This is a genomic window from Paraglaciecola sp. 20A4 (assembly GCF_011378905.1).
Lineage (GTDB): Bacteria > Pseudomonadota > Gammaproteobacteria > Enterobacterales > Alteromonadaceae > Paraglaciecola.
In genome coordinates this window covers 167,441-183,927 of record NZ_WTPY01000006.1, presented here as the reverse complement: position 1 = coordinate 183,927, position 16,487 = coordinate 167,441, and the positions used below count along the sequence as shown (strand labels likewise).

General features: G+C 44.9%; 17 protein-coding genes. 12 read left to right on the top strand and 5 right to left on the bottom strand.

Translation table 11 applies throughout. The annotated features are described in order from the left end of the window. The first annotated feature begins 17 nt into the window (after positions 1 to 17). Positions 18 to 500 (top strand): Rid family hydrolase, encoded by a 483-nt coding sequence (locus GQS54_RS09105; RefSeq protein ID WP_205967689.1) that lies wholly within the window; start codon positions 18 to 20, stop codon positions 498 to 500. A gap of 280 nt (positions 501 to 780) precedes the next feature. Beyond that, positions 781 to 1,848, top strand: a complete 1,068-nt coding sequence (gene corA / locus GQS54_RS09100; RefSeq protein WP_166423674.1) for a magnesium/cobalt transporter CorA — start codon at positions 781 to 783, stop codon at positions 1,846 to 1,848. Between the two features lie 39 nt (positions 1,849 to 1,887). Here corA and GQS54_RS09095 read toward each other — a convergent pair whose 3' ends face one another. After that, positions 1,888 to 2,601 carry a VIT family protein gene (locus tag GQS54_RS09095; protein ID WP_166423673.1) on the bottom strand — a complete coding sequence of 238 codons (714 nt, stop codon included), beginning with the start codon at positions 2,599 to 2,601 and terminating at the stop codon, positions 1,888 to 1,890. Between the two features lie 294 nt (positions 2,602 to 2,895). On the opposite strand from GQS54_RS09095, the gene atpD reads away from it, so the two are divergent. The 10 genes from atpD (at position 2,896) to GQS54_RS09045 (ending at position 10,430) form a co-directional block, all read left to right on the top strand. Beyond that, positions 2,896 to 4,362: a F0F1 ATP synthase subunit beta gene (gene atpD, locus GQS54_RS09090; RefSeq protein ID WP_277344129.1), complete on the top strand. Its 1,467-nt coding sequence runs from the start codon at positions 2,896 to 2,898 to the stop codon at positions 4,360 to 4,362. Continuing rightward, entirely contained in the window at positions 4,352 to 4,741 is a 390-nt protein-coding gene (locus tag GQS54_RS09085) for a F0F1 ATP synthase subunit epsilon (protein WP_166423671.1), read from the top strand. Before atpD ends, GQS54_RS09085 begins: the two co-directional genes overlap by 11 nt. A gap of 4 nt (positions 4,742 to 4,745) precedes the next feature. Next, positions 4,746 to 5,108: an AtpZ/AtpI family protein gene (locus tag GQS54_RS09080; RefSeq protein WP_166423670.1), complete on the top strand. Its 363-nt coding sequence runs from the start codon at positions 4,746 to 4,748 to the stop codon at positions 5,106 to 5,108. Continuing rightward, complete coding sequence (locus GQS54_RS09075) at positions 5,098 to 5,424, top strand: ATP synthase subunit I (RefSeq protein WP_166423669.1); 327 nt, start codon at positions 5,098 to 5,100, stop codon at positions 5,422 to 5,424. The genes GQS54_RS09080 and GQS54_RS09075 overlap by 11 nt, the downstream gene beginning before the upstream one ends. Beyond that, positions 5,414 to 6,133 (top strand): F0F1 ATP synthase subunit A, encoded by a 720-nt coding sequence (locus tag GQS54_RS09070; protein WP_166423668.1) that lies wholly within the window; start codon positions 5,414 to 5,416, stop codon positions 6,131 to 6,133. Before GQS54_RS09075 ends, GQS54_RS09070 begins: the two co-directional genes overlap by 11 nt. Then, positions 6,133 to 6,411: a F0F1 ATP synthase subunit C gene (locus GQS54_RS09065; RefSeq protein ID WP_166423667.1), complete on the top strand. Its 279-nt coding sequence runs from the start codon at positions 6,133 to 6,135 to the stop codon at positions 6,409 to 6,411. Before GQS54_RS09070 ends, GQS54_RS09065 begins: the two co-directional genes overlap by 1 nt. Positions 6,412 to 6,414: 3 nt before the next feature. Beyond that, on the top strand, positions 6,415 to 7,236 hold the full coding sequence (gene atpF, locus GQS54_RS09060) for a F0F1 ATP synthase subunit B (protein ID WP_166423666.1): 822 nt from the start codon (positions 6,415 to 6,417) through the stop codon (positions 7,234 to 7,236). Between the two features lie 29 nt (positions 7,237 to 7,265). Further along, positions 7,266 to 8,843 (top strand): alternate F1F0 ATPase, F1 subunit alpha, encoded by a 1,578-nt coding sequence (locus GQS54_RS09055; protein ID WP_166423665.1) that lies wholly within the window; start codon positions 7,266 to 7,268, stop codon positions 8,841 to 8,843. A gap of 1 nt (position 8,844) precedes the next feature. Then, positions 8,845 to 9,747, top strand: coding sequence for a F0F1 ATP synthase subunit gamma (locus GQS54_RS09050; protein WP_166423664.1), 903 nt, complete (start codon positions 8,845 to 8,847; stop codon positions 9,745 to 9,747). A 320-nt stretch (positions 9,748 to 10,067) separates the two neighbouring features. Beyond that, on the top strand, positions 10,068 to 10,430 hold the full coding sequence (locus GQS54_RS09045) for a carboxymuconolactone decarboxylase family protein (RefSeq protein ID WP_158769577.1): 363 nt from the start codon (positions 10,068 to 10,070) through the stop codon (positions 10,428 to 10,430). A gap of 132 nt (positions 10,431 to 10,562) precedes the next feature. Here GQS54_RS09045 and GQS54_RS09040 read toward each other — a convergent pair whose 3' ends face one another. The 4 genes from GQS54_RS09040 to GQS54_RS09025 all read right to left on the bottom strand — a co-directional run bounded on the left by GQS54_RS09040 (position 10,563) and on the right by GQS54_RS09025 (position 16,351). Further along, positions 10,563 to 10,781 carry a DUF6500 family protein gene (locus GQS54_RS09040; protein WP_166423663.1) on the bottom strand — a complete coding sequence of 73 codons (219 nt, stop codon included), beginning with the start codon at positions 10,779 to 10,781 and terminating at the stop codon, positions 10,563 to 10,565. Between the two features lie 99 nt (positions 10,782 to 10,880). Continuing rightward, positions 10,881 to 13,436, bottom strand: a complete 2,556-nt coding sequence (locus tag GQS54_RS09035; protein ID WP_166423662.1) for an excinuclease ABC subunit UvrA — start codon at positions 13,434 to 13,436, stop codon at positions 10,881 to 10,883. 560 nt (positions 13,437 to 13,996) lie between these two features. Further along, positions 13,997 to 14,650 (bottom strand): SpoIIE family protein phosphatase, encoded by a 654-nt coding sequence (locus GQS54_RS09030; RefSeq protein ID WP_166423661.1) that lies wholly within the window; start codon positions 14,648 to 14,650, stop codon positions 13,997 to 13,999. 6 nt (positions 14,651 to 14,656) lie between these two features. Then, positions 14,657 to 16,351, bottom strand: a complete 1,695-nt coding sequence (locus tag GQS54_RS09025; protein WP_166423660.1) for a universal stress protein — start codon at positions 16,349 to 16,351, stop codon at positions 14,657 to 14,659. Positions 16,352 to 16,487 lie beyond the last annotated feature (136 nt).

Sequence of the window (16,487 nt, the reverse complement as noted above, 5' to 3'; positions counted from 1 at the left end):
TATAAAAGGTACCAACGGTGAAAAGATTATTCATTTTATTTAGCGCAATGCTGGTGTGTATATCCAGCAACGCACATCCACAACCTGATCACGCAATAACACGTCTCAGTTCTGATGCATTTAAACAGCATAATCTGCCGTTTTCACAAGCGGTACGCGTCAACGATATATTATATCTATCCGGTGAATTAGGGGTAATTCCAGGTCAATTAAAGCTAGTTGAAGGCGGCGTTATTCCAGAGACACGCCAAGCATTAGAAAACATTAAAAACACGCTAGAAAGATTTGGCTCAGGGATGGACAACGTCATCAAATGCACGTTATTTTTGGCAGATATCAAAGAATGGGGCGCGGTAAATAAAGTCTATATAGAGTATTTCAAACAGGGGCTTCCAGCACGCAGCGCCATTGCTGGCAGTGGTTTAGGCTTAGGCGGTAGAGTTGAAATAGAATGTATTGCGCTAGCCCCAAATGCTCAACATCAGTCTCCTGCTGGCTAGCCAATCATTTGCGATTAGTCATCGATATTGTCAACACCATACTGGCTTACTGTTTAGTCGCCAAAAGTAAGTAACGTAATAAAATAACCGAGTTGCAGATTTCCACACGGTCATGACACAAAGCCCGGCCAATCTGGTTTTATAACGAGTTAAGCTCGATCTTCATAGCCGTAAAAAGCATTATAAGCAGAGTACACTTTGCCATATTGGCACCCTATCAACTGTGTTATATGCTTGTCCTATCATAGTAACAGTTTGAACATTAGCCTCTAGGAATGCAATGAAGTTATTTCGTAAGCAATACAACCAACCAGGCACACGCCCCGGTGTCATCAATGAGAATAGTGAGGGTGAGTTAACCCTATCGGTATTTGATTATAATGCCAATCAACTCGTTGAAAGGCATGACGCGACTGCGGAGCAATGCGCAGCCCATATCCATAATGACAACATAACGTGGGTGCATGTTCAGGGTGATCCGGATAAAACAACATTAACGCAGTTAGCCAGTGACTTTGGTATTCCCGAGCTATTTATTGAAGATGTGGCCAGCATGGGACAAAGGCCTAAGATTGAAATGCAGGAAGAGCAAGTTTTTACAATACTCACACTCCCTTTGCAAACAACAGACGGTGTGACTCTGCAACAAATTAGTTTGTTTTTAATGCCAAATACGGTGATTTCATTCTGTGGGGGGAAATTCAACCCGTTTGCAGGGGTAAACAGTCGATTAAGTGCGCCGACAGGGCGACTCAGAAAGCGTAAAGCTGACTACTTATTCTATAGCTTGGTGGATACGGTAATCGACTGGGGGTTTCCGGTGCTTGAAAATTACGCTGACCGTATCGATGCGACAGAAGATTTGCTACTAGATAACCATGATAAAAACATATTACAGAAAATACACAGCCTGCGCCGGGAGATACTGATCTTGAAGCGGCAAATATGGCCGCAACGTGAGTTAATCAATACCTTACTGCGCGACGATATCTCAGATTTAATTACGCCCGAGACTAAGGTATTTTTACGAGACTGTTACGATCACTGTATTTCTATCCTCGAATTAATAGAAACCTACCACGAAATGACGAATGGCTTGATGGAACTATATATGAGTATCGTCAGTTTGAAGCTCAATGAAGTTATGCGCGTACTCACTATTATCGCTACTTTATTTATTCCTCCCACCTTTGTGGTAGGAATTTACGGTATGAACTTCAGTCACAGCGCTGGGCCGTTAAGTATGCCAGAGCTCTATTCACCCTACGGTTATATCGGCGTATGGCTAGTGATGCTCGGTATGATTGGCGGCATGTTATTATTTTTCAAAAAACATAAATGGATTTAATTGGCACTGCGCCAACTTCCATCAACTGAAGCGCGTCTTCTAAAAAGGAGTCGTGCCGAGCATTTGGCCGATACCGTAGGTTATCGCCATTGCCAATGCCCCTCCAACCAACAGTCTGATAACGGCAGAGCGCTTGCTAGATTGGCCAAGGTAGGCACTTAACCCACCGGTTAATCCTAGCCCCACTAACACTCCAACAAACGTCACCGAAATACGTATATCCGCCGGCGATATTAGCATTGCAATCACAGGTAAGGCGGCACCAATCGAAAACGACAACATAGACGTTCCTGCCGCCACCCAAGGGTTAACTACCTCTTGTTCATTTATACCGAATCCGTGACGAAGAAGTGCACGGAATACTTCCTTGTCACTGAACTCTTCAATGACAAGGCTTGTCGTTTTCACACTCACTCCTCGCTCGCGCAGAAATGAGGCAATCCATTCTCGTCCCTCATCAGGGTGCGCCTTCAGCAGATGGCGTTTCTTAGCTATCAACGCCGTTTCGGTATCTCGTTGGGTGCTCACCGAAACAAACTCACCCAGCGCCATCGAAATGGCTCCAGCGGAAAGTCCCGCTATGCCAGCAGTAGTAATATCTTGAATATTGGCTGAAGCAGCCGCGACACCGACTACCAACCCAGCAGTTGAGATAAGCCCATCATTGGCTCCAAGCACCCCTGCACGCAACCAGCTTAATCGGGTCACAAGCGAGCTGCGGGTGTGTTCGTTTATTGGTGCCTCATCGCTCATGCTGAACATCCTATTTGATTTTTAATACAACAATTAATCTGCCCAGTCACATTATTTTTTGTTTGAAGCCTATTCATTGCTAATAACTTAACAAGCACTTGTGGCGCTATAGATCACCTAATACTCGGTTCATTATTTTGCGTCACCACAATATCAAAGACAATCGTAATAGGCCTATGGAACGTGGTTAACATAATATCAAGTATTGTTGGTAAAGTTGATGAAGGTCAACATGTTACTACTGATTTGAGTCATTATATTAGGTGAGTCAAGCCAAGACACCGAATCACGCAAATGCCGAGTCCACTTAAATCTAATTCAATGCAACAAAATATTAGTGATAACACGGTAAATAACGGTGTGATTGCGGCTGTGCGTGGCAGCATTGTAGATATTATTTTTAATCAACGTGTGCCAGCTATTCACAATATTATTTACGCACAGAACCGACAAATTACGCTTGAAGTAGTAGCCCAATTATCCAATCAAAAAGTACGTACTATTGCCTTGAGTGCAACCCAAGGGTTAGCCAGAGGCATGGTTGCTGAAGATACCGGTGGCCCCTTAAAGGTGCCGGTAGGGCCATCCACACTTTCGCGCATGTTTAACGTATTTGGCCAAGCCATAGACGGTAAAGAATTTAACAGTGAAATTGCCTCGCGCAGTATCCATCATGCCCCTCCTGCTCTGACAAACATATCAAGTGAGTTACAGATATTCGAAACGGGAATAAAAATAGTAGATGTGCTTTGCCCGCTTGAACGAGGCGGAAAAGCAGGCCTATTTGGTGGTGCTGGTGTGGGCAAAACTGTCTTACTTACCGAAATGATCCACAACATGGTTAGTCATCAACAAGGTGTAAGTATTTTCTGCGGTATTGGTGAGCGTTGCCGTGAAGGTGAAGAGCTATACCGAGAAATGAAACAAGCTGGTGTATTAGATAATATGGTCATGCTCTTTGGCCAAATGAATGAACCCCCTGGAAGCCGATTTCGTGTGGGTCATGCCGCTCTGACCATGGCTGAATATTTTCGCGATGATGAAAAGAAAGACGTTCTTTTGCTTATCGATAATATTTTTCGCTTTATTCAAGCAGGCTCTGAAGTCTCGGGGTTAATGGGACAAATACCGTCACGGATGGGGTATCAACCCACCCTAGGCACCGAATTGTCCAGTCTGGAAGAACGTATCGCCAATACTATAAACGGCGCCATCACATCAATCCAGGCAGTCTATGTGCCGGCTGATGATTTTACCGACCCTGCGGCGGTTCATACCTTTTCACACCTTTCGGCCACGTTAGTATTATCCCGTAAGCGCGCCAGTGAAGGCTTTTATCCGTCTGTAGACCCCTTGCAATCAAATTCAAAATTAGCCTCATCAAGCGTAATCGGCGAGCGCCATTACCGTGTCGCACAACAGGTTCGGCAAATACTGGCACAGTATAATGAATTAAAAGACATTATTGCTATGTTAGGTTTAGAGCAACTATCGATAAAAGATCGCGACATCGTGACGCGGGCAAGACGCTTAGAACGCTTTTTCACTCAGCCATTTTTCACCACTGAACAATTTACCGGTATGCAAGGCAAGTTCGTCACCTTAGAACAAACATTGGAGGGTTGTGAACGTATTTTAGGCGGGGAATATGATCACTATCCAGAGAGTGCTTTGTATATGATCGGTCAAATAAGTGAAGCGATTAATACCCAAACAGATAGGTCAAATGAACCGATAAATGGAGCAAAGAATGAACGTTAAAATTTTGCTACCAAATGAGATTTTTGCCCAACTGACAAACGTCACCAGCGTTGTGGCAGAAACGCCTCAAGGAAGTTTTGGTATTCTGCCTAACCGACTAGACTGCGTTACACCTCTTGTGCCGGGTATTTTAACTTATCAAACCTCTTTACAAGACAGCCATTTTATTGCTGTTGATCAAGGCATACTGGTCAAAACAGCCCAACACGTCATTATATCTGTGCGCCGCGCCATTCGTGGCAATTCACTAGAAGCCTTACAGCAAGCAGTTAAACAGGAGTTTTTGACGTTAGATCAAGAACAACAAGCACTGCGCAGCGTACTCGCTAAATTAGAGACGGGGTTTTTAAAACAATTTTCAGCCCTGTCGAGACAATAACCTAATGGATGAGGAGAAAGACCACTTTGACTCCAGCAATCATAAACCTAGAAAGGCGTCTTTTTTAGCTGAGCAAATTGATGCAAAAGTCGCTTTGAAGTTACAAGCCAAAAGACGCAAACATGCCGGGGTTTGGTTTGGTCTGGGCACAATGGGCATCATTGGCTGGTCAATTACCGTCCCGACGCTTATCGGTGTCGGTATCGGTATTTGGCTAGACAGATATTACGCTGAACAGCGCTCTTGGACACTAGCACTGTTGTTGGCAGGTTTGGCCATAGGGTGCTTTACTGCGTGGAGCTGGATAAGCAAAGAATATGCAGCAATGCATAACGACGATAGGAACAGTGACGATAATGATGAGTAATTTTCAACCTCATATGTTGACTTTAATAATCCCTTTTGTAGTGGGGATAGTATTGGGCTGTTGTTTTTTTTATGCTTTATGGTTAACGGTAGATAAAGGCTTACAGTCAGGACACCCTGCAGTATGGTTTTTAGGCGGTATATTGGCGCGTATGGGCACAGCTGTTGGCGTATTTTACTGGGTATCCGATAACGACATATGGCGCCTTGTGGCAAGTTTGATTGGATTCGTTATAGGTCGCATATTGATGACGAAATACCTCACTAAAATAAATGAAAACCAGCTAGTAAAAAAGGCTATTCGTCATGCACCTTAGTCCTGATGAGATAATTTATTGGCAGTATGGTTTTATAAAACTCAACGCCACACTGGTTTTTACGTGGGCAGTTATGCTTGTTTTAGTCATTAGTGCACACTTAATTACCCGTAAATTAAATACTAAATTACACCGTTCTCGTTGGCAGAATGGGCTAGAAATTATCGTCATCACCATCATGCAGCAAATTGCGGAGGCGGGTTTAGCCAAGCCTAAGCAATACATGGGATTTCTTGGCACCTTATTTCTATTTATCGCGATGACCAACTTACTGACAATTATTCCTCGTTTTGAGCCTCCAACCGGCTCTTTATCCACCACTGTGGCCTTAGCTTTCTGTGTGTTTATTTCGGTGCCCTTTTACGGAATCAAAAACAAAGGTCTTAAAGAATACTTATTGTCATACACCCAACCGACGTTATTTATGTTGCCCTTTAATATTATCGGTGAGTTGTCCCGTACGTTAGCCCTCGCCGTGCGCTTATTCGGTAATATGATGAGTGGAGCCATGATACTTGCGATTTTACTGGTCATTTCCCCACTGATATTTCCAGTCATCATGTCTATTCTCGGCCTCCTAACTGGCATGGTACAGGCATATATATTTTTCGTATTGGCCTCTGTGTATATTGCGGCAGCCAGTGTGATAAACAAACATCAATCTCTTACACTACATCCGCCTAAACCTATGACTCCAAAGGAAAAATAATGGATAGCCTAACTTTGATAGCAATGTGCTCAATCATCACCGCTGGCCTGACGATCAGCATAGGTGTACTAGGGCCATCACTGGCTGAAGGGTCAGCCGTAGCCAGCGCGCTAAATGCTTTGGCACAACAGCCTGATGCATCTTCGACCATCACTCGCACCTTATTTGTGGGGTTAGCGATGATTGAATCTACGGCAATTTATTGTTTTGTTGTTTCTATGATCGTGTTGTTTAGTAATCCATTTTGGAACTACTTTATTGCACAAAATGGAGGCTAGTTCATGCCGATAGATTGGTTTACAGTCGTAGCACAAGGGATTAATTTTCTGATCCTGTTGTGGCTGCTTAAACGGTTCTTATATCGCCCTATCATTGATGGGTTAGATGCCAGAGAGAGCAAAATAGCGGGCATTCTCGCAGACGCCGAAAGCAAGGAAAAGCAAGCTTTGGGATTACAAAATCAATATGAGCAAAAACTTAAATTGATTGAACAACAAGGAACACAAATCGTTGACAGTGCTAAGCAAGAAGCCGAAATTAGCGCAAAAAATATAATCGATGAGGCTCGTCTAAGTGCTGATGATTTATTGAAAAAACGCTTAACTGCCCTGCAGCAAGAAATCTCACAGTCAAAGCAAGGTGTGCTGCAAGAAAGCATGCGCGAAGTCTATGCCTTATGCCGCAAGGTACTCGGTGATTTAGCAGACAAAGAACTAGAAAACATGCTGTTTGAAAAGCTTATTCAACGTTTAAATACGTTACAAGAACGTCAAATTTCAGAACTCAAGAATGCGCTAGCTGGCAGTGGTAATCGCGTTCTAGTGCGCAGTGTATTTTCCCTCAACAACGCTCAGTTATCACTGCTACAAGAGTGCCTGCAAAACAATTTTGTAGCAGACAAAACACTAAAAATAGAGCTTACGCAAAGTTTGGTACCTCATCTTATTAGTGGCGTTGAGCTTACGCTCAACGGTTGGAAAATATCCTGGAGCGCACATGATTATTTAACTGAATTACAGCAGCAGATAGAATCAGTTCTCGATTTATCGCCCTCGAACAACGATACGGATAAACACGCCGTGCCAATAAACCAAGGTGTATAAATAACGAACATCAGGAATAAGAAAATAGCATGAAACTCAGCTTTGAAACCGAATTAAAACATAGCTATCAGCAGCTATTTGAGCAATTTAAGCATAGTCGCCAGACGACTCAGCCAAGCTTTGTTTTACAAGAAATAGGGACAGTTAAAAGCGTTTCGGCTGGTGTGGCTATTGTTGACGGCTTGCCTGGTGTGGGATTTGAAGAATTACTACTCTTCTCTGATAACATTCACGGAATCGCCTTTAACATTGATGAACATGAAATTGGCGTCATTTTACTCGGTGACTATAGTCAGCTAAATGCGGGAGATGAAGTTCAACGCACAGGCCGAGTAATGGATGTGGCAGTAGGTAATGAGTTAATCGGACGGGTTATTGACCCCCTTGGACGCGCACTCGACGATAAAGGCCAATTATCCAGTACTCTGCGTATGCCAATAGAGCGCCCTGCTCCAGCGATTATGGCTCGCTTACCCGTGACCGAGCCTCTACAAACCGGTCTCAAGGTTTTAGATGCCCTATTGCCCATTGGTCGTGGCCAACGTGAACTAATAATGGGTGACCGACAAACCGGTAAAACATCTATCGCCATTGATACGATTATCAATCAAAAAGGCAAAGACGTGATATGTGTTTATTGCGCAATAGGCCAAAAAGCGGCTTCTGTTGCAAAAATATTGGCGACCTTAAAACAGCATAATGCCTTTGATTATACTGTCGTAATGGTAACTGAAGGGAACGATCCTCCTGGGCTTGATTATATTGCTCCTTATGCCGCGACCACTATTGGTGAATTCTTTATGGGTCAGGGTAAGGATGTACTTATTGTCTATGACGATCTAACGCAGCACGCACGCTCATACCGCGAGTTATCATTACTGCTACGCAGACCACCAGGGCGCGAAGCATTTCCTGGAGATATATTTTATCTTCACTCACGATTACTTGAGCGCTCTACCCACCTAAATAACGAAAATGGAGGCGGTTCGCTCACCGCCTTGCCTATTATTGAAACAGAAGAGCAGAATATGTCGGCCTATATTCCGACCAACCTTATATCAATAACCGACGGTCAAATTTACCTGTCGCCTACCTTGTTTTCCCTTGGGGTGTTACCAGCCGTTGATGTAGGAAAATCTGTTTCTCGGGTGGGCGGTAAAGCGCAGCGCGTAGGGTTTAGAAAAGTGTCGGGAGCATTAAAGTTGGCCTATGCACAATTTGAAGAACTGGAAACCTTCGCCCGCTTTGGCGCCCGTTTAGACGCTAATAGTTTACATACCATAGAACATGGTCAGCGTATTCGAGCTTGCCTTAAACAGGCTGAATCGCGGCCGTTAGCGGTCGGCGCGCAAATTGTCATATTACTCGCGTTAACCAATGGTCTTTTAGATTCAATTTCACTGTCCTCTCTCAACGAAGCCCAAATAGCAATGGTTGCAGGCTTAGACTCACTACCACAGCCTATAATCACACGCTTAGAACAAGCTGACAGTTTAACCGACGACGATAAACAACAAGTGCTCAATATGTTAACAACCGTGTTACAGACTTTTATGCCTGCGGATACTCAACTCACTCATATCACGCAACCAATAAGCCCGAGTTGACATGAGTGAATCGAGTAGCGGTTTACAACACAAAATCAATAGTGCCGGTGATTTAAAAGCAGTTGTGCGTACGATGAAAGCTATGGCCGCGGCGAATATCAATCAATATGAAAACGCCGTGCATGCTCTTGATGATTACTATCACACTGTACAATTGGGGTTAATGGCGTACTTTCTTAATGTTGGTAGTCAAGTGGCTTCTGCGCATTTCAAACATTCCTCAACCGCTGCTAAAAAACATAAGGCAGGTATTATTGTTATAGGCTCTGATCAAGGATTGGTAGGGCAATTCAATGACACTTTAGTATCTTTTATGGTAACTAACATCAATAACATGGCTGGCGATAAACTTATCTGGACCGTCGGTGAGCGTATACAAGCCCATCTTGAGGATCTCAAATATCCGCTGCAACGACCGTTTACGCTACCTAACTCAATCGACTCAGTGACCACATTGGTCACCGACATATTGCAAGAAATCCACTTGCACCAGCAAACTAGCCAACTTCAAGAGGTGTATCTGTTTTTCAATCGTACGCTTGAGAATGCACAGTACGAGCCCACATGCCATCGTATTTTACCTTTAGATAACCTATGGCAGCAGACAATTTTAGCTGAGACTTGGCCTACATCCTGTCGACCACAATTATTAGCCAACACAGAAATTACCTTTAGTGCCTTAATTGGCGAGTACCTCTTTACCACATTGTACCGGGCCAGCATTGAATCGTTGGCCAGCGAAAACGCGAGTCGGTTGATCGCCATGCAACGCGCAGAAAAAAATATTGAAGAAATTCAAAGTCTATTATTCCGCCAGTATCACCGCCAGCGGCAAGGTGCGATAGACGAAGAATTATCAGATTTGGTGGGGGGGTTCGAAGCCCTAATTAACGCAACGGAATAAACTTCCGTCGCGTTAATTGGAGGTGCTGCGTGCTCATTGCCCCCTACCATACTACTCTTAGCATTTACCGTAATATTCCTACTTTGTTGATCCCCATCAATGGATAAAAAACGAAATACGCGATACTTAGTTTCGCTCTTACGCAGCGTCGGTGATCACACTGACCATGAAATATGACAGTTATCTATGCCGAATATGATTGAAAATGTAGGCTTAAGGCTAAGTGTGAATTCATGCCTTCTTCTGGCAAGTAGCAAGAAGATTAGCGGTCTAAGTAGCTATATAAAATTGTGCTAAATCAAATCTAAAGGGAAACCGCAATGCAACCAACTGATCACATAAATACTTATCAAAAATTGCAGGAACTCAGTGCAAAATTAATTGCTGAAATCCCAGAAACAATGGCTGGCTTTGGTGAGTTACACGTTAATGCAGTAAGTAAAGGCGCCTTGGACGGTAAAACAAAAGAATTAATTTGCTTAAGTATCGCTATATCGGTGCGTTGCAACGGCTGTATTGCATTTCACGTGCACGATGCCTTAAAGGCAGGTGCGAATAGACAAGAAATAGTTGAAACGATAGGCGTAGCAATCTTGATGGGGGGTGGGCCTTCAATGGTTTACGGTTGTGAAGCATTGGAAGCGTTGGACCAATTCGAGTTGAATGAAGATTTACCACTGTAATTGGGTCCGTATAGACGGTTCGCCATTTATTTAATAGGTTGCTACTAGCAACCTATTAAATAAATTTGCAGATTTTTGATCGACAACGCTGAACAGTGATTTATCACCGTTTTAAACACGCAGGTAGACTGTCTAATGTCCCTCCTCAACCATCTGTTTAATTTTTTGTGCTTTAACGAAATGGTCCAACTGATGAGTTTGTATCCACCACGTGGCTGCTTCCATGAGTAACACGGGATTATCATTTCTATTAGCAAAAAAAGCATAGAATGAAAGACCTACATTCGTACCTTTGCTAGCAATTTTCTTATTACATACCTCGATTACTTTCGCTCGTAATTCTGCTCTCATGCTCCGCCCACTGGTAATACGTGTACTTTTTAAATACGTTGGCATAACCTATTGCGCTGTAAAAAAACAGGTTACACCGTTTTTCAGTATCATAAACACTTAGCTTACTGAATTCAAAAACGGGGCGGTACGACTCGTTTTCGACCTTGCTACTTTTATGGGCGTACCTTGAGCGACAATATTCCCCCCTTTATCACCAGCACCAGGACCAACATCGATCACCCAATCGCTGTTATTAGCCACTTGCATATCGTGCTCAACCATAATGACCGTGTTGCCGACCTCAACGAGTCCATTTAGTTGTGCCATTAACATAGTCACATCCGCTGGGTGCAGACCCGTTGTCGGCTCATCAAGCACGTATAGGGTATCCCCTCGCTGCTGGCGTTGAAGCTCAGTCGCCAGTTTTATTCGCTGGGCTTCGCCTCCCGATAATTCGGTGGCAGGTTGGCCTAAGCGTAAATAACCTAAGCCTACATGCAATAAGGCATCTAATGTTCGCAATATATGAGGTTGCTGGGCAAAAAATAACTTTGCCGACTCCACTGTCAAATCAAGCACGTCAGCAATGTTTTTTTCTCGATAGATGATTTCAAGTGTTTTTTCATTATATCGCTGACCTCGGCACACCGGACAAGGGGAATAAACACTAGGTAAAAATAGTAGCTCCACGCTCACAAATCCCACCCCTTCACAATTTGCACAACGACCTTTTATCACATTAAATGAGAAACGGCCCGCATCATAACGACGTTTCCTAGCTTCGTCGGTAGATGCAAATAATTTGCGCACATTGTCAAACATACCAGTGTAAGTGGCTAAGTTCGAGCGAGGCGTTCGACCTATGGGTTTCTGGTCAACCGTTATCAATCGGCGTAAATGTTGCATTCCATCAACAATCCATCCACCGGTTGATGTTTCAAACTCGCTATCCAATAAATCTGCTTCGTCGGTTGGCGCGGCTTCGCTTTTACTCACTCCGAGTGACGCGTTTACGAGTTCTACAAGTGCTTGACTTACCAAGCTCGACTTACCCGACCCCGACACCCCTGTTACCGTTGTCATCACGCCTAAAGGAAACTCGACGTTTAGCTGATGAAGGTTATTGCGTTCAACCTGCGCTAACCGCAACCAGCCAGTAGGTGCTCTTGAAATACGTTTCTGTGGCTTATTTGAGGCAAACAAATGACGACTCGTATGCGACTGAGTAACGTCACGTAACCCTTCTAGTGGGCCATTATAGATTACGTTTCCACCATGTGTACCGGCATCTGGCCCCACTTCGACTATCCAATTGGCATGGCGAATAACACTCACGTCATGCTCCACAACAAAAACCGAATTACCTGCCTGTATTAGTTCATCCAGCGCGCCCAATAACGCCTGAGTATCAGCTGGGTGTAGGCCAGCCGATGGCTCATCTAAAACATAAACCACACCAAACAGTTGCGAGCGTATTTGCGTGGCTAATCGCAACCGCTGTAGTTCACCAGGTGATAAGGTTGGAGTGCTACGTTCAAGGGAAAGATACCCTAATCCTAATGTAGTAAGCGCTTCGACGCGGGCCAAAATATCACTAGCAATACGTTGCGACACAATAGCCTTTTCTCGATTTAACATGTCGTCCGCGGGCCTAGTATTAGCAGCTTTACGTAGAACCGATGCGACCTCTGTGAGGGTTAACTGAGACATTTCACCAATATCTAGTCCTGCAAACTTAACCGATAGTGACGCACGCTGAAGTTTCTTGCCGCTGCACTGGGGGCACTCGGATATCTGCATATATTGCGAAACACGTTTTTTAGTGCGAGGGCTCTGCGTCGTTGCGAAAGATTTTAAGATGTAGCTTTTGGCACTTGCAAACGTGCCCATGTAACTTGGTTCCTCACCTTTTTCAATTGCGTCTTTGGTTTGGGCAAAACTGTATTCAGGAAAAACAGGTACGGTGGGCGTGTCATCGGTAAATAAAATCCAGTCACGAGCTTTTTTCGGTAATGCTTTCCACGGTGTATCAATGTCATATCCCAATGACACCAAAATACGGCTAAGATTTTGGCCTTGCCACGCTGGCGGCCACGCTGAGATCGCGCGCTCGCGGATTGTCTTACTGTCGTCGGGAACCAGTAACGTCTCAGTCACCTCAAATACCCGACCGATACCATGACATCCAGAGCACGCACCTTGTGGTGTATTAGGCGAGAACGCGTCGGCATAAAGTATCGATTGGCCTTGGGGATAAACCCCAGCCCTGGAATAAAGCATACGCAAAGCATTCGAAATGGTCGTGACACTGCCCACGGACGACCGGACCGATGGCGTCCCCCTTTGTTGCTGCAAAGCAACTGCTGGCGGTAATCCGTCAATAGAGTCCACATCAGGTTCATCAACTTGATCGATCAATCGGCGCGCATAAGGTGACACCGAATCAAGATAACGACGTTGTGACTCTGCAAACAATGTCCCAAAAGCAAGCGAAGACTTCCCCGAACCAGATATGCCGGTAAAAACAACGAGCGCGTTACGTGGTATATCCACATCAACGTTATTTAAATTATGAACACGCGCACCGCGCACCTGAATACAATGTTCTTTGTCACAAAGCACGTTATTCTTTTTCACTCGGATGTTTACTGAACCTGTTTGCGCTTTTGACATTAATTGGTTGCTCCGGTTGTGTTAAAATTTACCAAGGCATCTATGTAAGATATTGGACTCGATGTAGGTTTAGTTATTTACTAGTCGGGGATGTCAGCGAAAGACCAAATTTGATCATATAAATGCAACAGCTAAGGCGCTATTTCTGCCCATGTACACCAGTGCTCTTGAGCGAATATCATTGGTAAATAAATATTAAACTAAGATTAAATCTAGTTACGGTAGAAGCGTGATTTAGATCACCCCGTGTGCTGAACGTTCAACAGAACTAACGAGATTAAATCGTACACTCAATAGATATTAAGAAATGAATAACGGCTAATGCAACTCGAAATAGATTACTATATTTATCGGGTGTAAATTTGAGCAGTATTACTGAGTTTCAATAAATTTAGATAGTTTCGATTTGTTCACTGTGTTTTTCGTGTCAATTGGGGTAATTATGCTCTTTCCAGTCGTGGCACAGTATTTTTATCTGATTGCCCCTGCTATTTAGGGGTTTATTTTGTCAAGTAGACAGTTTTACAGTTAAGTATTTATGTCGCTTTACTCGATTGAGTCTACTTTTTTTTTCCATCCTCGCAGATTACCAGTAATGTGAAATCGTCCTGCAGGCTCCCAGTAGACCGTATCGCCGCCCCTCGAATCGATTCGATCATTGCCTCAGGATCCCTAACCTCTATCGCTTTTTCCCGTATCTGGTCCCACCCCGCAAACTTCCAAACCCCGTCAGTCATAGCGAGTATTGTCCACGGGGGCGCCAAGGGGAACTTAAAACCAAAAGCCGCAGCGCGACCTGATCCAACAGGTGGGTTCTTCATTTGTCCTTTGGTCAGAACCTGAACATCCCGGGCAGTGACAGCCATTAAAGCGCTGTCACCGCATGCTGCCCCAAATAGCTTATTACGCTTTACCGCGAATGCTATCAAAGTGGTAAACCCAGCGTCTGCGTTTGCGCGCAACGCCCGGTCGATTCGCCCCAATAGCCGCTCCCATTTTTGTGTCCACAACAGGCTCCAAGGCCTGCTATCAGCAGCGGCTTGCAATATTAATCGACAGGCTTGTTGCGCGGCGACCTTAGCGCCCGGTTGCCCCCCTTGCCCGTCGGCAATCGCAACGAGTAGCAAATCTGGTGCTTTAGGGTGCCATTGCACCATAAATACATCCTCATTTTCACCATATCCGGGACGGGTATCGCTGACTATATTCAACATAGTTGGCTATCCGCAGATCAGCACAGGTTGATTGCTTTGTTGCAATACCGGCGCCACTGCACTACCTACATTGATATACCACGGCGCGTTCCTGCCATGCGCCCCCATAAGGATCAGATTACTATTTTGTTCTTTAACCGTATTCAGGATCGCTTGGACAATAGCGACTTTTTGCTCGGTAATATAAATTGCCTCAATGCCGTGAGACTCCAGATAATGACGAGCCCGTTGCTGAATGTTGTCCGCCGAGATCTGCGCGTCATGAACTGTGAGCACCGCCAGTTCTATGCCCCACTGACCCGCCAGATAGGCGGCAGTATAAAGCGCCTCTCTGGCTAGACCACTACCGTCATATGCTAGCAATATCCTGTCCAAAGGAGATTCCTCCTGTGTTACCACTAAAACAGGTCGTGGACAGGAGCGTAACAAAGTGCGCAGTCCCTCACTGAGCTTGGTATCAGTCTGTCCACCAGTAAGACACATTACCGTCAAATCAGTATAGCGGGCACGCTGACAGATCCGTCTAATGCGCTTACCCGCATCAATCGCTAGTCGGCCAGACAAATCGAATTTTCGGCAGCGGTCATTAAAATTGTTTTGCAGTTCTTCCATCTTCGGACCATGACGTTCACTGCGAACAGGAACGATATGAAGACCATGCAAGCGGGCACCATTTTCACGCCGAGCAATCAATGCCGCATGGGTCAGACTGCTCCAGCCGCTGTCGCAACCGTCGATCGCCACGAGTATATCGACAAATAAGCGACCTTTGACCAATGCAGATTGTGGTTTTGAAGTACCTTGATGTTTGTAAATATTACGTATAGGTTCGCTAGTCGCCCTATAACCAGACGAGCGCGGTTCAATATCACCGGCGGCAGTTTCTGCGGTAATATCCCATCCCAAGCGTTCTTCGAGTTCCGTTCTGTGCTGAGTGATATATAGATAGAGGTCGGTATCAGTGCGTCCAGAAAATTCCTGCAGCATCCCCTGCTTATGAATGATATCTACAACAGGTTGGTAAAGGGTATCATACCAATGCAGCACAGCTTCGACGTAGGTAATTTCTCGACGTTGTTCGAGCCCCATATAATAACGATGAACATTGATATGCTCGAACAAAGCGACGTACTGGCCAGGGACGGTTACGGTCAAATCAGCGCCAGGACGAATGTGATCGAGACGTGTTTTCTCGAGGAACTCAGCAAGCTCGGCCTTAAGGATAAGTTCGTCAGGCTCCACATTTAGCGCCAGAGGAACCTTAGTTTGCACTTGCGTAACATAAGCCTGAAAATGGCTGAATCCCATTTCCCGGGCCACCGATACACGATGATTACCGTCTTTGACAAAGTACGCTTCGCCAATCTGATAGACTTCGATGGGCGGTACCCCTTTGAGCCCGGTCATCGCCATTTTTACCCTGGCCCAACGTTCCGAATTGATGCCATCACGCGGCAGAAATCGGCGGTTAAAGTCTCGGTAGCGACCCACACTACCGACAATAGAATCAATTGGAATGTCTTTGAGCAACTGCGCTGAGACTTCCAGCCCCTTGAGCTTGTGAACGACATCGTCATAGGACAACAGGTCGGAAGATTTCCCTTTGAATTGAAAAACAATTTCTTGCAACGCCGCGCGGCGCCGGGCGCGGCGAAAGTCCTCGCGTGCACCCAAAGGGTTGTTGCTGAATTCGAATGACATTAGTCAATGCTCCTGAGTTGCTGGGGGAGTGCTTACCGACCATGGGGTACAAATAAACCAATATTCCAACATAATACGCTTTGCTAATTAAGCATTATTGAATTGAGCTTGGTACGTTTCATCACGAGTTCTTAAA

Coding starts and splice junctions, on each gene's coding strand:
- GQS54_RS09070 (WP_166423668.1), top strand. CDS start 5,414: ATGCACCTTAGTCCTGATGAGATAATTTATTGGCAGTATGGTTTTATA.
- GQS54_RS09065 (WP_166423667.1), top strand. CDS start 6,133: ATGGATAGCCTAACTTTGATAGCAATGTGCTCAATCATCACCGCTGGC.
- GQS54_RS09085 (WP_166423671.1), top strand. CDS start 4,352: ATGAACGTTAAAATTTTGCTACCAAATGAGATTTTTGCCCAACTGACA.
- GQS54_RS09030 (WP_166423661.1), bottom strand. CDS start 14,650: ATGTTGAATATAGTCAGCGATACCCGTCCCGGATATGGTGAAAATGAG.
- GQS54_RS09025 (WP_166423660.1), bottom strand. CDS start 16,351: ATGTCATTCGAATTCAGCAACAACCCTTTGGGTGCACGCGAGGACTTT.
- GQS54_RS09045 (WP_158769577.1), top strand. CDS start 10,068: ATGCAACCAACTGATCACATAAATACTTATCAAAAATTGCAGGAACTC.
- atpD (WP_277344129.1), top strand. CDS start 2,896: ATGCCGAGTCCACTTAAATCTAATTCAATGCAACAAAATATTAGTGAT.
- GQS54_RS09050 (WP_166423664.1), top strand. CDS start 8,845: ATGAGTGAATCGAGTAGCGGTTTACAACACAAAATCAATAGTGCCGGT.
- GQS54_RS09055 (WP_166423665.1), top strand. CDS start 7,266: ATGAAACTCAGCTTTGAAACCGAATTAAAACATAGCTATCAGCAGCTA.
- GQS54_RS09035 (WP_166423662.1), bottom strand. CDS start 13,436: ATGTCAAAAGCGCAAACAGGTTCAGTAAACATCCGAGTGAAAAAGAAT.
- corA (WP_166423674.1), top strand. CDS start 781: ATGAAGTTATTTCGTAAGCAATACAACCAACCAGGCACACGCCCCGGT.
- atpF (WP_166423666.1), top strand. CDS start 6,415: ATGCCGATAGATTGGTTTACAGTCGTAGCACAAGGGATTAATTTTCTG.
- GQS54_RS09080 (WP_166423670.1), top strand. CDS start 4,746: ATGGATGAGGAGAAAGACCACTTTGACTCCAGCAATCATAAACCTAGA.
- GQS54_RS09075 (WP_166423669.1), top strand. CDS start 5,098: ATGATGAGTAATTTTCAACCTCATATGTTGACTTTAATAATCCCTTTT.
- GQS54_RS09095 (WP_166423673.1), bottom strand. CDS start 2,601: ATGAGCGATGAGGCACCAATAAACGAACACACCCGCAGCTCGCTTGTG.
- GQS54_RS09040 (WP_166423663.1), bottom strand. CDS start 10,781: ATGAGAGCAGAATTACGAGCGAAAGTAATCGAGGTATGTAATAAGAAA.